We start from the raw sequence: 15,960 nt of genomic DNA on the forward strand, positions 1-15,960 counted from the left end.
CATTGAAGCGTGACCTTGTTTCGTGATCTTAGCCGTTTCTCGGCTTGGTGGGCCCCTCAGCCACGAGATGATCCGCCAAGAAGCTGGTAAGCGACGTTGTAAATGTCGTGGGGATCAAGATTGTGAACTGGTCCTGGCCGTGGCGGTCGATAAGGACGCCGACATGGTGAATGGCCGTCTGCGCGAAATGTCCAACCGGAAACGCTGCGTCGGCAAAGTCGAGAGCGGTTACCCGGCTGAGAAGCCCACTTGAGCCGGGTCCCTCGAGCGTGAGGCATGCGCGCGCGTCGGAGAGATCGAGAACTGCCAGATCGGTCACGCCTTGCAAGCCAAGAGCGGTGTCCGACCGGATCAACACCCGGTCGGGCGCAACGCGCCAAACCGTGATCCGCCCGCTTCGGACCGATGAGCAATAGTTGCCTGGCAGCGACAGCCCGTCTGGCCGGAGCGCATCTTCTGATTTGATGTCGAAATCTTCCCACCCCGCAAGTTGCGTCAGATAGCCCAATTCGACTTCGTTGATGGCGACAGGCAGGCAGTCGCTGGTTGTGCCGTTTACCGGCAGCGCGTGTTTTTTAACCATTCTGACGCTGTCCTTCCGGATCGAAGAAATGATGCGAGACGACTTTTGCCTTCAATCTTTGATTGCCGACAAAATCCACCACCTGAATTGTCTCACCAAATCGCTCGGGGCCACGCGATAGCAGTGCTAGCGCAATATTCTTCTTCAGCGCCGGAGAGTAGGTTACCGAAGAAACCCACCCCTCTCCATGGCCCTTGGTGGGAGCATTCAGTGCGTACAAAAGGGAGCCCGCTCGCGTGCTTGAGTCTCCGACGATTTCCAACCCCACCAACGAAGGTCGTGCCGGATCTTCGAGCACCGGACGCTTTCGCAATACGGAGCCGACGAATGGCTTCTTGCTCGAAGCAAAGCCTTCAAGACCCAGATCCTTCAGGGTTGTGCGCCCTTCGATTTCTGAGCCCGTTATGTGACCCTTCTCGATACGAAGCGCGCCCATTGCCTCGAGACCGTAGGGTTTGAGATCATATGGAGCGCCGGCCGCAATAAGAGCTTCCCAAATTTGGCGGCCACGTTTGGCCGGAACGTAAAGCTCGTAGGCAAGTTCACCCGAGAAGCTCATGCGATGCAGCCGGCAAGCCACTTCAGCAATTGTGACGTCCGCAAAATGATTATTTGGCAGGGCCTCGTTGCTTAGTTGTGCACTGGTGAGGGCAGTCAGAAGAGCCCGAGATTTCGGACCGGCGATGGCGATCGCGGACCACTGATCTGTGACCGACGTGACATGCACCTTGAGCTCGCGCCACGCGGTTTGAAGCAGGTATTCAGCTCTCGCAAGTACACTCGCCGCGTTCGCAGTTGTGGTCGTCATGAAATAGTCATGTTCGCCCAGGCGTGTTGTGGCCCCGTCGTCAAAGACGAAGCCGTCCTCGCGCAGCATGATGCCGTAGCGCAGTTTTCCAATCGGAAGTGTCTTGAAGCCATTCACGTATATTCGATTGAGGAACTCTGCGGCGTCGGGTCCCTGCACCGCTATTTTGCCCAGCGTAGAAACGTCTACGATGCCGACATGCTCGCGCACGTGCGCGGCTTCGCGAATATAGGCGTCGTTGATGTCTTCACCTCTGGCCGGGTAGTACCAAGGCCGCAGCCATGCGCCTGTCTCGATCAAGACCGCACCGTTATCTTGATGCCAGCCATGTATAGTCGTAAGCCTGGTCGGACGAAAATTGAGCCCATGATCATGGCCAACGACGGCGCCAATTGTCACCGGAGTATAAGGTGGTCGGAAGGTCGTCGTGCCGACCGAGGGGATGACGAGCCCCCGAAGTTCTGCCATGCGGGCGAGCGCATTGAGGTTCGAAGTCTTGCCTTGGTCGGCTGCCATGCCAGAGGTGGTATAGCGCTTGAGATGTTCGACCGAGACGTAGCCCTCGAGATGGGCCTGATCGATATCTGCCAGTTTGACATCGTGCTGGAAATCCACGAACGCCTTACCAGGGGTGCGGCCATTCGCCTTGGTAATGACTGTCAGCGGCGCAAGGTTGCGACCCCAGTGATCAGCGTGGCCAAACAGCGCGGGTTCCTTCCCGATGGTCCCACCAGCTTTATGGCCCTGTGAGAGGGTGTCCCTGAGCGACGGAGAGCCGATAAGCGATCCGACGCAGCTGAAGGTCCCTTTTTCGGCCGGTGGAAGAAACGCGTCCAGTCCCTCGTTGTATTGTGGTTTTCCAAAACGCTGGCTCCAAAGGTGCAGCGCCGGAGCCCAGCCGCCGGATACGGTAACGAGATCGCAAGCAATCCGAGTAGCGTTGCCCTCTATTTTACCTCCCGGGCTGATGCGAACGACGTGCGCAGCCCTCACGCTTTTGCCGCCAGACACTTTGAGGACGGCATGACCAGATCGCAGATCAATTCCCGCTTTTCTTACGCTCTCGACGAATTGCGGCGGCGCTTCCTGTCGGAGATCGCAGATCGTTACCTTGGCTCCAGCCTCTGCAAGTTCGATGGCAGCTGTGTAGGCGCTATCATTGTTCGTTGCGACGACAATGCGCTCGCCGGCAAGAACGGCATACCGGTTGAGATAACTGCGAACAGCTGATGTGAGCATCACTCCGGGCACGTCATTTCCGGCAAAAACCATTGGGCGTTCGATGGCTCCGGTAGCCAAGATGGCCCGTTTTGCTCGCACAACCCAATATCGCTGCCGCGGTTTTCCCTTTTCAGGCGCAAGCACATGGTCCTGAACGCGCTCTACGAGTCCGAACACGTCGCAGTCATAGGCACCAAACGCCGTCGTTCGCGTCAGAATCCGAACGTTAGGAAGGTCGCTCAGCTCAGAACGCGCCTGAGCAAGCCATGCATCGGAAGGTGCTCCGAAAGGTTCACTGAGAAGGGATCCGCCGAGCTCGCGGTCCTGCTCCACCAAAAAGACACTATCGCCCTTGCGGCCAGTTGCAAGGGCGGCCGAAATGCCAGCGGGACCTGCACCAACTATTAGAAGATCGCAGAACGCATTAATCTTCTCGTAGTGGTCAGGGTCCGGAAGAGTCGGCGCCTGACCCATGCCGGCAGCCTTGCGGATAAAATGCTCGCAGAACATCCAGAACTTCGTCCCGCTAAAGGGGCCGATGAAAGTCTTGTAGTAGAAGCCCGCGCCGAAAAAGCGCGACATCAGGCCGTTGACAGCTCCTACGTCGAATTGGAGACTTGGCCAGACGTTCTGTGGCGTCGATACGAGGCCATCGAAGGCTTCCACCATGGTTGCCTGTGCATTGGGTTCGTGGCGATCACCACTGCGGAGATGCACCAGGGCGTTTGGCTCTTCAACGCCCGCTGCGACCACACCGCGCGGCCGATGGTATTTGAAGCTCCGCCCAATAATCTGCCGCCCGCCGGCTAGCAAAGCGGATGCCAGAGTGTCGCCAGGATATGCTGGCAGAGACTTGCCGTCGAATTTAACGGTAAGCTCACGGGAGCGATCGATCCGCCCCCCAGTTTTGAGGCGCCGCGCTGTCATGCTGCAACCTCACGAGCCAGAGCCGAACCAAAAATCTCATGCGTGAGCGTATCTCGATCGACGACAATCCATTGCCTGCAACCGCTCACGTGATGCCAATATTCCTTGTGCGGTCCTCGTGGATTGTCGCGGATAAACACATAGTCATGCCAGACCTTTTGATCGGTCTCGTCCATATCCGGGCGGCGAACACTTGCATCTTCGCCGTAATTAAACTCGGTTTCGTCCCGCAGTCCGCAAACAGGGCAAGGGATTCTCAACATGATGAACCTCATTGAGCTTTCGGATACGGGCCAGCGCCCGCCTCGTCGATCTGGTAGCCACGCTCGAAGCGCTCTAGGGTGAATGCCGCGTTGTCGGGATGCGGCTCGCCCTTCGCGATCGTCCATGCGAAACAGTAGCCGGAGGCCGGTATCGCTTTGAACCCGCCGTAATTCCAGCCCCCGGTTAACCAGAGCCCTTCGACCGGCATCTTGCCGATGATGGGCGAACCATCCATAGTCATGTCCATCACCCCGGCCCATTGGCGCAGCAGCCGTAGGCGCGAGATCGAGGGGATGAGGGCTTTGGCGCTTTGGAGCGTGTGTTCAACTATAGGCAGCCCCCCGCGCTGGGCATACGAGTTGAAACCATCGAGATCGCCGCCCAGTACCAAGCCGCCTTTGTCGGATTGGCTGATATAGAAGTGTGCTCCCCCGTAGACGATGACATGATCAACGAGCGGTTTTACCGGTTCGGTGACAAAGGCCTGCAAAACGTGGGTTTCGATAGGCAGGCGGAGGCCCGCCTTGGCCGCCAAATGGCTGGTATGACCAGCCACCGCCAAGGCGACCTTTTTCGCGCGAATCGGGCCGCGTGTCGTCTCAACGCCAACGATCTTTTGGTTGTCCCAGATGTAGTTGGTTACCTCGCACTGCTGGATGATGTCGACACCTTGTTTGTCTGCTCCACGTGCGTACCCCCAAGCGACCGCATCGTGACGCGCTGTACCCGCGCGAGGCTGAAGAAATGCCCCGTATATCGGGAACCGCGCCGTGGGTGAGTAGTCGAGGAAAGGCAGCCGCTTCATGATTTGCGCGCGGTCGAAAAATTCGGCCTCAATGCCGTTAGCTAACATGACATTGGCGCGGCGCCGTAGGCCTTCCGCCTGTCCGGGCGAGTGGAAGACAAAATAGTAGCCGCGCCGTGAAAGCATGACATTGTAGTTCAAGTCTTGACTGAGGTTGTCCCATAGCCGCATCGACCGAGCGTAGAATGCCGAGTTGCCGGGCATCATATAGTTCGAGCGTACGATCGTGGTGTTTCGGCCCGTGTTGCCGCCACCTAGCCAACCTTTTTCAAGCACAGCCACGTTGCGGATGCCATGTTCCTTGGCCAGATAGTAAGCTGTTGCGAGGCCGTGGCCGCCGGCGCCGACAATGACCACGTCGTAGCTTGGCTTGGGTGCCGGATCGCGCCAGGCACGGGACCAGTGCCTGTTGCCAGTCAGGCCATGACGCAATATGGCAAGGGCTGAATAATGGCTCATGCGACTCCTCGTTTATGTATTCTCGCGACTCGGGCGAAGCGGGCAAGATTTTCAATACGTATTATCTGGTTTTCAAAGTGTCGATCGACAGCAACCAAACGCGATCGCACAGCGTGATTCCGTTTAAGAGCTGGTAACCCACGAGGGGCTTGACTTCTTTAAGATCCGCTTTGGACTACGATGCAGTCCTGCGGGAGGAAAGTTATTGCGACCTCGTGGCCGGATTTCTCAAGGGCCTGCCCATAGTACTTTTCAGTCACGGCAAGCAGTTGACCGCCTGCGATTTCGACCACCAAATGAAGATCGGCCCCAAGGTGGGCGACGTCCCTTATCGTGCCGCGCATCTTGTTGACGGGCGAGTCTCCCGACGATTCAATAGCTGCCCCAATTCGAATGCGTTCAGGCCTGACGCAGACGTCAAACACGCCGTCATTCCGGCTGCTGTCGGGCATGTGCACGAACATCCGGGTACCGTCGTTGGCTTTGAGTTCAGCGATGCCTTTCACGCTTCTCGTGAGCTGACCGGTGAACCAGTTTGAGCGGCCAATGAACTCGGCGACAAAGCGCGTCTTTGGATTGGCATAGATGTCCGTCGGCGGCCCTTGCTGCATGATCTTTCCGGCACTCATGACAATGACGCTGTCGCCCAGGCTCATGGCTTCTTCCTGGTCATGGGTGACGACGATCGTCGTGGCATTCACGGCAGAAAGAATTGCCTTCAGCTCGAACCGCAGTTCCTGGCGCAATTTCGCGTCGAGGGCCGATAGCGGTTCATCGAGCAAAACCACCTCGGGGTTTGTGGCCAATGCCCGGGCAAGCGCCACGCGTTGCTGCTGACCGCCGCTCAATTGGCCGGGCCGCCGATCCTCAAAGCCCTTAAGTCTGACCAATGACAACATTTCGGCGACGCGATCCGGGATCTTTGCCTTTTCAAATTTGCGATGCTTCAATCCATAGGCGACGTTCTCGGCGACCGTCATGTGCGGAAACAGGGCATAGTCCTGAAACAAAAGGCCGACGTTGCGCTCGTAGGGTCGCCTGACCTTCATATCGACGCCGGAGAACATGACAGCGCCCTCATTGGCATTCTCAAACCCGGCGATCAGCCGCAAGGTCGTTGTCTTGCCGCATCCGCTAGGGCCGAGCAGCGACAGAATCTGTCCCTTCTCAACGGTGAATGAGACGTTTTCGACCGCGAAGAAGGCTCCATAGCGCTTGGTGACATGCGAAAGTTCAAGAACACTCATTTCAGAAACCTCCTATGACCTGAAAACGCCCTTGCCGATCAGTCGGTCGAGGCCGATTGTTCGGTCAAGGACGAGGATCAGGGCGAAGGTGAATATCATCAACAGAACAGCAGCTGCGGCGATCGTTAGATCAAAGTTCGTTCGCATCATGCTGACCATCGCGACAGGCAGGGTGTACGTGTCTGGCGATGTGAGGAACAAACTCACCGCAACATCGTCCATGGAGAAGGCGAACGCGAAGACCGCTCCCGCGACAATGCCGGTGCGGGCGAGCGGAAAGGTGATGTCCCAGAATGCCCGACGTTCGGTGGCGCCAAGGCTCATGGCAGCTTCAGTCAAGGTTTTTCGGATTCCAACCAGGCCAGCAAGCGTCGTGCGGACCGTGTAGGGAAACGTGATGATGATGTGCCCGCCGAGCAGTCGCGTGAACCCGTCGAACACACCGATGTTGGCGAAGAACAGCAGGAGCGCAAAACCGATCACGACGGCAGGAACGATGAGCGGCGACAGGAAAAGCGATTCCAAGGCCTGCTTGCCCGGACCTGCATAGCGGTCAAGGGCAATAGCGGCGCTGACGCCCGCCGTTGTGGAGACAATGGTTGTGATGAGTGCCAACCGGAGACTGGTTGCCAATCCGGTTAGATAGTAGTCGTCAGAAAAGAAATGCTTGTACCACCGAAGGGAGTATTCCGGCGGCGGAAACCGGCCCAGATACTCCCGGGCATCGAACGACATAGTCACGGCAACGGCGATTGGAAAAATGAGGAACACCAATACAACGACGATGTTGGCGACGCTCAGCCAGGTTGCGGCATTATCGACATAGCGTTTCACAGGACCGGCCTTACCTGAGGTTGCCGTATCGCTTCGAAACCATCCACGTTATTCCGTAGATTGTACTCAGCGCCACGATAAGCATGGTGATCGCGACGGCGGAACCACTCGGATAATTGGCGATCTCGCTGAAGCGTGAATAAATGAGATTGGAGACAAACAGCACCTTGCCTTTTCCGAGAATCATCGGAACGACGAATGCGCTGAGGCATAGTGTAAAGCAAATCATGAAAGCCGACAGCAGTCCGGGCATGCAGAGCGGCAGGGTTATCGAAAGGTGCGACCTTAGCCGCGAAGCGCCAAGTACTTGCGATGCATCTATTAGTCTAGGGTTTAGGTTTTGTATAGTTCCCAACAATGTAATAGCCGAAATCGGGATCAAATAGTGCAATAGACCGAAAATAACGACCAATTCTGTATAGAAACGGCCATTCGCCGACACATTCAGGAGACCCGACAGGATTTGACCATAACCGGTGGGCCCGAATGTCAGTTGGAGCGCATTGACGCGCACCAATGTACTCAGGAACATCATGCCTATGAGAAAGCCAATGGCGAGCTTCCTTAGCAGGGGCGAATGCTGCCTGGCGACTGAGTAAGCAATCGGAAACGCGACGACGAGGGCGATCAGCGATGATAAAATACCAAATTTGAACGTTTCGGCAAAATACCTCAAATACGATGGCGTCAGGATCTCAGCGTAGTTAAACAACGTATATGGGGCATCCTTGGCCGAGCCGATCCGGCCCGGTTCGTAAAGGCGAAAACTCTCGTCTAGAACATTCACGAGCGGTAAGAGCAGAAAGCCCAGGAATAAGGCGAATCCTGGCAGCAGTAACAGCGCGGAGCTACGTGAAGACTTCATCAGCAGGTTCCAGTCCCATTGCGATCGACAAAAAGCCGTCGGGCGCAGAATGGCGCCCGACGCCAGTGCGTCATGGGGAGATTATTAAGTTAGAAAACGACGTCACAAAAGCTGGACGATGTCCTGCTCCCAGCGCTTGTTCCAACCATCGAGTTCCTTGCCAAGGTGATCCCAATCCGGCACGACCACAAATTCCTTAATTTCCTCAGGGGAGAAATGAAGATATTCGAGGGTCTGCTTTGCCTTTGAGTTGACGGGGACTTCGCCCACGTCCTTGCCATAGCGCTCGCTGGCATCTTTGCCGATCATGTAGTTGGCGAAGTCAAATGCCAGTTTCTTGTTTTTGGAGCTCTTCAAGATCACCCACCCCGACACGAACAGGAACGTTTTCAAATCCTTGTTCGTCTTGGTCAACGGGACGGCCTTCACGCCCTTGATCCCCGAGAACGTGCCCTGATCGATGCAGGTTACCGAGGTTTCGCCGGTATCCAGCGATGTGATCAGGTCCGAGGTTGTCGCCGCTACGCGCCCGATGTTGCCGGACTTCGCGAGTTCCTTTAGGAATTCCCACCCTGGCTCCAGGTTGAATTGATCGCCGCCGCGGGCCATCGCCAGGGCTACGACCTGCAGGTTTGTGTTCAATGTCGGGTTTGGCCAGAGAATTTGGCCTTTCAGCTTCGGATTCAACAGGTCCTCAATCGACTTGATCTCGATCGGGCACTTTTCAGGAACGTAGGTGAAAAAGATCCCGCTCGATCCGCGCGGAACCACCTTCCAATTGCCGTTCGCGTCTTTAGGGATAAGCCCTTCAGGGACATCCGCCAGGTTCGGGCAGTCTTCGAGGGTGACTGTTTCCGCCCAATCTTCTCGGATCATCGACTGAAAGACGGGACTCCAATTATCGACAACGTCGTAGGGGGGATTTGGCCAGGCCGCCTTGATCTTTGGCAAAATCGACGCCGCTCCGCCGGCATGCAGTGTCCAGTCGATCGACGCCTTGCCCCATTCAGCCGCAAGCGCCTTGGTGTGGTCGATGAAGGGTGGGCCCCATTCAACCACGGAAAGCGAATCCGCTGCGCGAGCCTTGCCAATAAACGGTCCGGTCAATTGTGCTGCGGCTAGCGCCGCACCTCCGGCAAAACTCGTCTTGATGAAGTTCCTTCGCGAGAATTTTGTCATTTGCTGTTCCCCTGTTTGGACGCTTCTGAATTTGGTCCTTGCGATGGCTCCGGTTGCATGGCTATGTTCGCATTGGCGGAGCACCACCTATATACAGCTACGATGCAGCATTTGTCAATGAGAGATTCCGCGCTCGCGTCGCGTGCAGAGGGCACGTTTCTGGAAGACCAGTGGACTAATCATTTCCATGTAATCGATGGTGTGTTGTCGCTAGAGACAGACGGAGCTAAATTGGAACAATGAATAGACCCACTAAGCTAAGTGCAGATCAACGCCAGCGATCCATGTATGAGATCATTCGGCGGCGGATTAGCATATTGCATTATCCGCCTGGTATGATGATCAATGAAACGCAACTCGCGACGGAGTTTGGCGTCAGTCGGACGCCACTACGACGAGTACTACAACAGCTCAGTTATGAAGGTCTACTTGAGATTCGCAATGGAGTCGGCACGCGCGTCACCGACATCGATATGAAGACATTCAAGGATATCTATGACCTTCGAATACTTCTTGCGGAGGCGATGGGATCATTGTCCCCGAACTGGGCCACGGAGCGGCACCGGGAGACCCTCAATGAGCTCATCGCGCGAGCCGAGGACCTTCGCGGTCAGCGGGACATCGAGAGCTATGCGCATCTGGCTAACGACCTTTCAGCTCTGATCTGTGATCTCATTGGGAGCGCACCGATGCGCGAAATCACGGACCTGCTGTATTACCGGGTCGCCCGGATCTGGTATACGTTCTTGCCGAATCTTGACTGGGACGACGTCGTGGAAGAGCTGTTGAGCGAGTTAAAAGGCCTTTCGGCCGCTCTGGCGTCCAGCGATCTTGGCACTTTCGGCAAGGTGAGAGCGACGTATCTACGCTGGATGCTGAAGAAAGTCAGCCGCTATATTTCGAGCGATTGAGCCCCACGCGACGGCTCAGCCCCATCCCTAGATCACCTCGCATTATTGTCGCTTTTCGCGGGATTTTAGCAGGATTTTCAGTGCTCGCGCAGCAGGCGTCCGTACCCGTCGAACTGATCGCTAATTCCTGCCAGGCGCAGGCAGTTCCACATCATACCCTGGTTACTGGTAATCACAGGCTTTCCCGTGTCTTGCTCTATCTGGTCAATAACGTCGATGGCGCGAAAGCCACCGCAGCTCAAGAAGATCGCATCTGCGTCCGGGTGATCGATCGCTTTGGCAAACTTACGAATGTATGCCGGGGTTACCCTAGTGATATCCTTGTCGTAAACCAGATTTAGCCCCTGGACATTCAGCAGCTCGAAACCGCTCTTTTGCATGTATTGCGCAACGACGGACGTTACGTCATCAGTGTAGGGCGTGCCTATCACAATCTTTCGGGCTGATACGGCGCGAAGCCCCTGGACAACACCGGTCAGGAGCGTCGTCGCCTGCCTATCAGGGTTGGCCCGCTTTAATTCACGGACGACTGCTTCTTCGCCCATTACAGCGGTCCCCGACGTGCAGGCATAACAGATTACGGGAACCTCGAATTCCGGCATCAACTCCGCCGCAGATGCCGCCAATCCGCTTTCCATCGCTGCTAGGTTTTCTACGGTGCAGCCTATCGGCATGTGCGAACGGGTGAAGTGGACACAGACGCCTTCCGGCGCCATGCGCATCATGTCTTCTTCAATCAGATGGTCACTTGAAATCAGGACAAAGCCGATCCTAGTGCGCCATGCACGCCCATTGTCTAACTCTGGTACCCATTTCTCCGAGGCAACTGTCAGAGCCCTCTGGGTTCTCGCCGCTTCCGCCATTTGCATTCCCTCTTATCGTTTGATGGGTGCCGTGCGTCGCGCTCACGGTCTTGTAAGTGGGGATCATAAGGTCCTCTCGGGTAAAATACAAGCTATATACAGCTGAAATTTATCCTAGGGAAGGACTGGGGGCGGTGCCCTGGCTTTCGATTTCTAATCCGGCTGTGATCGCGACGAGAGGGTGCTTGCCTTCGGTCGAGAAGCAATAGGTAGGGGCGCCGTTGTCACCAGCGATTTTCGAATTTCCCGGACCGGACGAAGATCCGGAACGCCGGCAACTCGCTTCGCAGAGTTTCCGCCTCCCTTTGCGGTGAGCCTGGGCCCATCTTGGCTCGGGTATAGTTGATTTGAGCGTTGGTGGCATTTCGTGGTAGTGGCAAGCGGCGATCCCGAACATGTGAAGCCACCTGGCGCTCCGGGGATTGCCACTTTGCTGTGAACAAGCCTCCTTCATTTCCACCTAATTCGAGGCCGCCCGCTCACAGCCCCACCCTGCGCTGGCTGTCAACTGACCGTGAAAATGCACTAATTTGAAATGAAGGTTCCTGCATCGAGACGCAGTGCGCGCTCGAACGCGAAGGCTGCAATAGCAGTGTCTTGGATGCCTGTTCCGGTGAGATCGCAAACTGTGATGTCGTCGTCGGATCTACGCCCCGACTCGCGACCGATGATGACCTCGCCAAGTTCCGGAAAATCGATGTTGGCATCGACGATTCCCGCGGCTATCGCGGGTCGGAGTTCTCCCTGCCGCCGGCATTGCGCCAAGCTGTCGCAAATGTATCGGCTGGCGGTGGAGATCACATCGGGAGCAAGCTCCGTTTTGTAGTCCGCATCGGCTCCCATTGCTGTCACGTGTTGCCCCCGCCTCAGCTGCGACCCCTGGATCAAGGGAATCCGGGAGGGGGTTGTGGTGACGACGATGTCGGCTGCGGCCATTACGTCGTCGATGGTCCCGATCCGCACGTCTATACCCAGCTTTTGCCGGCAATCGTCGGCGCATTGCCGTGCATTCTTCGGATCACGTCCCCAAATGACAACTTCCTGGATTTCGCGGACAAATGTAAGGGCCTCCAACTGTAGGCGAGCTTGTGTGCCGCTTCCGAGTATGCCAGCGACATGCGAGTCTGGTCGCGAAAGCCATTTGGCGGCGACCGCGCCAGCGGCGGCTGTGCGTATGTCGGTCAGATAGCCGTTGTCGAGGTGGATTGCTTCGACGATGCCCGTGCGAGCGGCAAATAGGATCATCAGGCCGCTTACGCTTGGTAGTCCAAGTTTCGGATTATCGAAGTACCCGGGGCTCATTTTGATCGCGAAACTATCAATGCCCGGCACGTACGCGGTTTTCACGTCCACCTCGCCGTTGTGTTCGGCAACATGAAAGCTGAGAATGGGAGGCATTACGACGTCCCGTGTCGCGAGAAGTCTGAAGGCGTTCTCGACACACTCCACGGTATCGAGATCAAGAGCAACGAGTCGGCGTAAGTCGGCCTCCGTGAGGATGTTGATATCAGGCATTTCCCACTATTCTTTCTGCAGCAGGCGCAACGTCGCTGATAGCGCCCTCGATGAGCCGCTTGTGGAGTCCCATGTCGAGATTGCAGCCCGTGACCAGAGAGACGCAGATGCCAGGGTTACCGATCTTACCTGCGAGGAGTGCGGCGATGCCGACGCTTCCCGATCCTTCGATAACTTGTTTTTCTGACCAGTAAGAATGCCGAACCGCGCTAGCGATTTCTGTCTCCGTAACTGTGATCAACTCGTCTGCGAGATCGCGAACCATGTCGAACGTATAGCGATTGTTGAGCCCAATGCCGCCGCCGAGCGCATCGGCGAGTGTGGGGAGTTCTCTCACAAAAATTGGCTTCCCAGCGCGCTGGCTTTCGATCATGGCGGCGCCTCGTTCCATCGAGATGCCTACGACACGGATCGATGGATTCGCGGATTTCAACGCAAGCGCGACACCGGCGAAGAGACCGCCACCGGACAATGGGATCAAAACCGTCTCGACTTCGGGACAATCCGCAAGGATCTCCAGACCTAAGGTTCCCTGACCGGCGATGACGTCAGGATGGTCAAAAGGAGGCAACATGATCATGCCCTCTTCCTCGACAAGGCGGTCGACCTCAATCTGGGCGTCATCCTGAGATCGGCCTGTAACTAGAACTTCGGCACCATGCGACCGAACGCCCTCGATCTTGTTCGAAGGCACCAATTCAGACATACAGATGATGCATCGAACGCCGGCTTCGTTGGCCGCATAGGCAAGGCCGCGTCCGTGATTGCCGGTCGAAACGCCGACCACACCACGGGCACGTTCGGCATCCTTCAGTCTTAGAAGAGCGTTTGTTGCTCCCCGCAGCTTGAAGCTTCCGGTCGTCTGAAGATGCTCCAGTTTCAGATTAATGGTACCTCCAGTCAGATCCGACAATGACGGTGAGACGATCAGCGGAGTCCGTCTTACTCGCCCGTCGATACGTTTTCGCGCTCTATAGATATCTTGAAGGCAGATCGTATTGTCCATTTCGCGTTCGGCCGTCGGCTGCCTTCTATGATTCCGTCCCAATCGGCTGTCAGGCCCGTCATCAAAATGGAACGTGACGTTCTCTTCTCTGCTTTCGGTCGCAGCGCGAAATGCATCTGTATCGCGCATGTTGCCTTGCGACGGCACCGTTGAGGCATTTGATGCTCGCGGGCTACGTCGGAGAAAATGACCAGCATGCCCCGCCACAGTAGCGCTCGAGGCCTGATTGATTGCTGTATATAGCTTGTGTTTTCCTGTCAAGCTTGTAGTAGGGTCTGGTGATTCGTACGCGGGCAGCGATGGGGTCCTCGCCGTGGCGGGCGGCCTTTAGCGCGGCATGCAAGGTGAGGATCGTCAATTCTCGCCCGCCTTTCCAATCCACCCCCATCGTGACAGTCGACTCGACCCCGCTGTACAGGGTCACCAGAGAACAGACCCCCTCTCCGAGTCCTCACGCGGTCCGCCGGTACGGTCTGCGTATCCTGGCTCTGTGTTCGGCGAAATCACAATGATGGCGCGTTCTAACTCCAACACCCTCCCAGGAAATGAAAATGGCGCGAGCGACCAAGGGCTACGCTAGGACGAGGGATGAACGCAGGATCGCCCGCCATACCGTCTGATTCAAGCTATATGTAGCTTGTATTTTCCTCCGATTAACCTTATCATCGCAATCGACATGAGACGTGCGCAACGAACGGGGCTCAGTCAGGATACTGGAGGAACGCAAATGGGACGCGGCTAGGACATACTCGCGAAGGGCGACCGACCACCCGGCGCAGATGCGATCTTCGCCGCTGCGCCACCCTACGTGTCATCAATGTCACTGAGCAGATCGAGCAAGACCGGGGAAAGTTCCGATTGCCAGTAATCATGGGAGGATGACGGTACTACTTGCGCCTGGCTTACGTCAAAGCGGGTCAGTTGGCGGGTCCGGCTGACTTTTGCTAGCGCTGAAAAAATCTCTCGCCAATCCCCGAAGGAAAATAACCATGATGCAAGCCAATCTTATCCCGCAATCAGAATTCGACGTGCGGATGAACAAGTTTAAACAGGCCCTTTCCCAAGGTGGAATGGACGTTGGGATTGTCACGAGCGCGGAAAATATCTTTTACCTCACAGGATTGGATCACCAGGGATACTTCGGACCTCACGCCCTCGCTGTCCGCTCGGATGGCGAGGCGCTTCTGTTTGCCCGAGCACACGAACAAACGACTGTTGATCGTCAAGTAGAGAATTCGCTTTTCGTAGGATATACTGATACAGTTTCGCCGGGGACCTTCATTGCAGAACATCTAAAGAGTGTCGGTCTAGGCGATGCGACTATAGGGATTCAGGGTGAAAGCCTTGGATTTCCACCGGCGTTCGACGCTGCCATTCGCTGCGGACTTCCGAAGGTCCAGTGGTCCGACATCTCCGGGCTTGTCGAGCGGTTTCGCTTGGTAAAGTCGAACAATGAGGTTTTGGCTATTCGAAAGGCCGCCGCCGTCTCAGACGCCTGTATGGAGATGGCGCTATCAGTCTCAAAAGTTGGCATCAACGAGCAGGTTATCGCAGCCGAGGTCCACAAACGGATGTTCGAAATCGGCGGTGACTACGTCGGCTTCGGCCCCTTCATTCGATCCGGCGAGCGGCTGCCCTATGAACACGAGGTATGGGCCGACCGCGTTATCGGTGAGGGTGAGCAACTTCTCTTGGAGATGGCCGGATGTGTCGGTCGGTACCACGCGCCTATGGGAAGGTTAGCATTCGCAGGGAAGGCGCCCGCGGGCACACAGGAATTAGCGGAAATCTGCATTGCAGCACAGGACCGTGTTCTCGAGGCGATGCGGCCCGGCGCGACCGGCGCTGATGTCTACAATGCTTGGCAGTCTGTCGTCGACCAAGCTGGATTGGCGCATTATCGTCGACACCATTGCGGTTACGCCGTAGGTATCGCGTTTCCGCCGACTTGGACCGGCGGCATCGGTGTCGTCAGCATGCATCCCGAGAGCGAGATGGTCCTGGAATGCAATATGGTGTTTCACCAATTGTCGTGGTTGCTCGGCTGCGGCCGAGGTGACTACTTCGTCTCGGACACGGTGTTGGTGGGTGAAGGCGGCGGTGAACGGCTAACCACGGCCGCACGCGATGTCGTTGTGTTCTGACAAGTTTAGTTTCCGAAGAAACTTCTGTTTGCATATCTACGCTGCGCGGGGCAGCGGAACATCTAATAAAACTTCGGGAGAGGCCGCGACGTCGAGGGCCGGGAAGGGGGGAACTTCGCTTCTGAGCGCATGGGCTAAGCAATGACGCACACCAACGACGACAACCGTTATTGAAGCGGTAAAGCAAGCGGCTTTTGGCCTCGAGCCAACAAGGGATGTGAAAGCAGGACTTGCAGTGGTAATTGTCGGCGATCATCCGTCGGCGCCAAGGACCGCATGGCCAAGGCATGCGGCTTCAACTAAACATGCTGCTGGCGCAGACATCGCAA

13 protein-coding genes and 1 pseudogene are annotated in these 15,960 nt (G+C 56.4%); 3 read left to right on the forward strand and 11 right to left on the reverse strand.

All coding sequences use genetic code 11. From position 1 onward, the window contains the following. Nucleotides 1-28: 28 nt before the first annotated feature. From AC1RZR_RS36480 to AC1RZR_RS36515, 8 genes are all read right to left on the reverse strand, one after another. The gene (locus AC1RZR_RS36480; RefSeq protein WP_481829794.1) at nucleotides 29-583 is read right to left on the reverse strand and encodes a sarcosine oxidase subunit gamma; all 555 of its coding nucleotides are present in this window, start codon (nucleotides 581-583) and stop codon (nucleotides 29-31) included. Continuing rightward, on the reverse strand, nucleotides 576-3,539 hold the full coding sequence (locus AC1RZR_RS36485) for a sarcosine oxidase subunit alpha family protein (RefSeq protein ID WP_481829795.1): 2,964 nt from the start codon (nucleotides 3,537-3,539) through the stop codon (nucleotides 576-578). The genes AC1RZR_RS36480 and AC1RZR_RS36485 overlap by 8 nt, the downstream gene beginning before the upstream one ends. Then, nucleotides 3,536-3,802 carry a sarcosine oxidase subunit delta gene (locus AC1RZR_RS36490; protein ID WP_481829796.1) on the reverse strand — a complete coding sequence of 89 codons (267 nt, stop codon included), beginning with the start codon at nucleotides 3,800-3,802 and terminating at the stop codon, nucleotides 3,536-3,538. Before AC1RZR_RS36490 ends, AC1RZR_RS36485 begins: the two co-directional genes overlap by 4 nt. Before the next feature lie 8 nt (nucleotides 3,803-3,810). Then, complete coding sequence (locus AC1RZR_RS36495) at nucleotides 3,811-5,067, reverse strand: sarcosine oxidase subunit beta family protein (protein ID WP_481829797.1); 1,257 nt, start codon at nucleotides 5,065-5,067, stop codon at nucleotides 3,811-3,813. 158 nt (nucleotides 5,068-5,225) lie between these two features. Continuing rightward, nucleotides 5,226-6,314, reverse strand: coding sequence for an ABC transporter ATP-binding protein (locus AC1RZR_RS36500; RefSeq protein ID WP_481829798.1), 1,089 nt, complete (start codon nucleotides 6,312-6,314; stop codon nucleotides 5,226-5,228). Between the two features lie 12 nt (nucleotides 6,315-6,326). Then, nucleotides 6,327-7,148, reverse strand: a complete 822-nt coding sequence (locus tag AC1RZR_RS36505; RefSeq protein ID WP_352904199.1) for an ABC transporter permease — start codon at nucleotides 7,146-7,148, stop codon at nucleotides 6,327-6,329. 10 nt (nucleotides 7,149-7,158) lie between these two features. Beyond that, entirely contained in the window at nucleotides 7,159-8,013 is an 855-nt protein-coding gene (locus AC1RZR_RS36510; protein WP_481829799.1) for an ABC transporter permease, read from the reverse strand. Between the two features lie 102 nt (nucleotides 8,014-8,115). Further along, nucleotides 8,116-9,192 carry an extracellular solute-binding protein gene (locus AC1RZR_RS36515; protein WP_481829800.1) on the reverse strand — a complete coding sequence of 359 codons (1,077 nt, stop codon included), beginning with the start codon at nucleotides 9,190-9,192 and terminating at the stop codon, nucleotides 8,116-8,118. A 284-nt stretch (nucleotides 9,193-9,476) separates the two neighbouring features. Here AC1RZR_RS36515 and AC1RZR_RS36520 point away from each other — a divergent pair, with 284 nt between their 5' ends. Next, a complete protein-coding gene (locus AC1RZR_RS36520) occupies nucleotides 9,477-10,103 on the forward strand; it encodes a GntR family transcriptional regulator (RefSeq protein WP_481829801.1) in 627 nt (208 codons plus the stop codon). Between the two features lie 77 nt (nucleotides 10,104-10,180). Here AC1RZR_RS36520 and AC1RZR_RS36525 read toward each other — a convergent pair whose 3' ends face one another. The 3 genes from AC1RZR_RS36525 to eutB all read right to left on the reverse strand — a co-directional run bounded on the left by AC1RZR_RS36525 (nucleotide 10,181) and on the right by eutB (nucleotide 13,487). Next, on the reverse strand, nucleotides 10,181-10,966 hold the full coding sequence (locus tag AC1RZR_RS36525; protein ID WP_481829802.1) for a maleate cis-trans isomerase family protein: 786 nt from the start codon (nucleotides 10,964-10,966) through the stop codon (nucleotides 10,181-10,183). A 525-nt stretch (nucleotides 10,967-11,491) separates the two neighbouring features. Beyond that, nucleotides 11,492-12,481 (reverse strand): cyclodeaminase, encoded by a 990-nt coding sequence (locus AC1RZR_RS36530; protein ID WP_481829803.1) that lies wholly within the window; start codon nucleotides 12,479-12,481, stop codon nucleotides 11,492-11,494. After that, a complete protein-coding gene (eutB, locus tag AC1RZR_RS36535; protein WP_481829906.1) occupies nucleotides 12,474-13,487 on the reverse strand; it encodes a hydroxyectoine utilization dehydratase EutB in 1,014 nt (337 codons plus the stop codon). The genes AC1RZR_RS36530 and eutB overlap by 8 nt, the downstream gene beginning before the upstream one ends. Before the next feature lie 989 nt (nucleotides 13,488-14,476). Here eutB and AC1RZR_RS36540 point away from each other — a divergent pair. Together AC1RZR_RS36540 and AC1RZR_RS36545 are read left to right on the forward strand one after the other, a co-directional pair. Continuing rightward, a complete protein-coding gene (locus AC1RZR_RS36540) occupies nucleotides 14,477-15,631 on the forward strand; it encodes a M24 family metallopeptidase (protein WP_481829804.1) in 1,155 nt (384 codons plus the stop codon). 169 nt (nucleotides 15,632-15,800) lie between these two features. Next, a pseudogene (locus tag AC1RZR_RS36545) lies at nucleotides 15,801-15,928 on the forward strand (bifunctional methylenetetrahydrofolate dehydrogenase/methenyltetrahydrofolate cyclohydrolase); the annotation flags it as partial. Between the last annotated feature and the right edge of the window lie 32 nt (nucleotides 15,929-15,960).

The organism is Mesorhizobium bavaricum (genome assembly GCF_056781655.1).

Coding starts and splice junctions, on each gene's coding strand:
- AC1RZR_RS36500 (WP_481829798.1), bottom strand. CDS start 6,314: ATGAGTGTTCTTGAACTTTCGCATGTCACCAAGCGCTATGGAGCCTTC.
- AC1RZR_RS36520 (WP_481829801.1), top strand. CDS start 9,477: ATGTATGAGATCATTCGGCGGCGGATTAGCATATTGCATTATCCGCCT.
- AC1RZR_RS36485 (WP_481829795.1), bottom strand. CDS start 3,539: ATGACAGCGCGGCGCCTCAAAACTGGGGGGCGGATCGATCGCTCCCGT.
- AC1RZR_RS36530 (WP_481829803.1), bottom strand. CDS start 12,481: ATGCCTGATATCAACATCCTCACGGAGGCCGACTTACGCCGACTCGTT.
- AC1RZR_RS36495 (WP_481829797.1), bottom strand. CDS start 5,067: ATGAGCCATTATTCAGCCCTTGCCATATTGCGTCATGGCCTGACTGGC.
- AC1RZR_RS36510 (WP_481829799.1), bottom strand. CDS start 8,013: ATGAAGTCTTCACGTAGCTCCGCGCTGTTACTGCTGCCAGGATTCGCC.
- AC1RZR_RS36525 (WP_481829802.1), bottom strand. CDS start 10,966: ATGGCGGAAGCGGCGAGAACCCAGAGGGCTCTGACAGTTGCCTCGGAG.
- AC1RZR_RS36540 (WP_481829804.1), top strand. CDS start 14,477: ATGATGCAAGCCAATCTTATCCCGCAATCAGAATTCGACGTGCGGATG.
- AC1RZR_RS36515 (WP_481829800.1), bottom strand. CDS start 9,192: ATGACAAAATTCTCGCGAAGGAACTTCATCAAGACGAGTTTTGCCGGA.
- eutB (WP_481829906.1), bottom strand. CDS start 13,487: ATGGACAATACGATCTGCCTTCAAGATATCTATAGAGCGCGAAAACGT.
- AC1RZR_RS36490 (WP_481829796.1), bottom strand. CDS start 3,802: ATGTTGAGAATCCCTTGCCCTGTTTGCGGACTGCGGGACGAAACCGAG.
- AC1RZR_RS36480 (WP_481829794.1), bottom strand. CDS start 583: ATGGTTAAAAAACACGCGCTGCCGGTAAACGGCACAACCAGCGACTGC.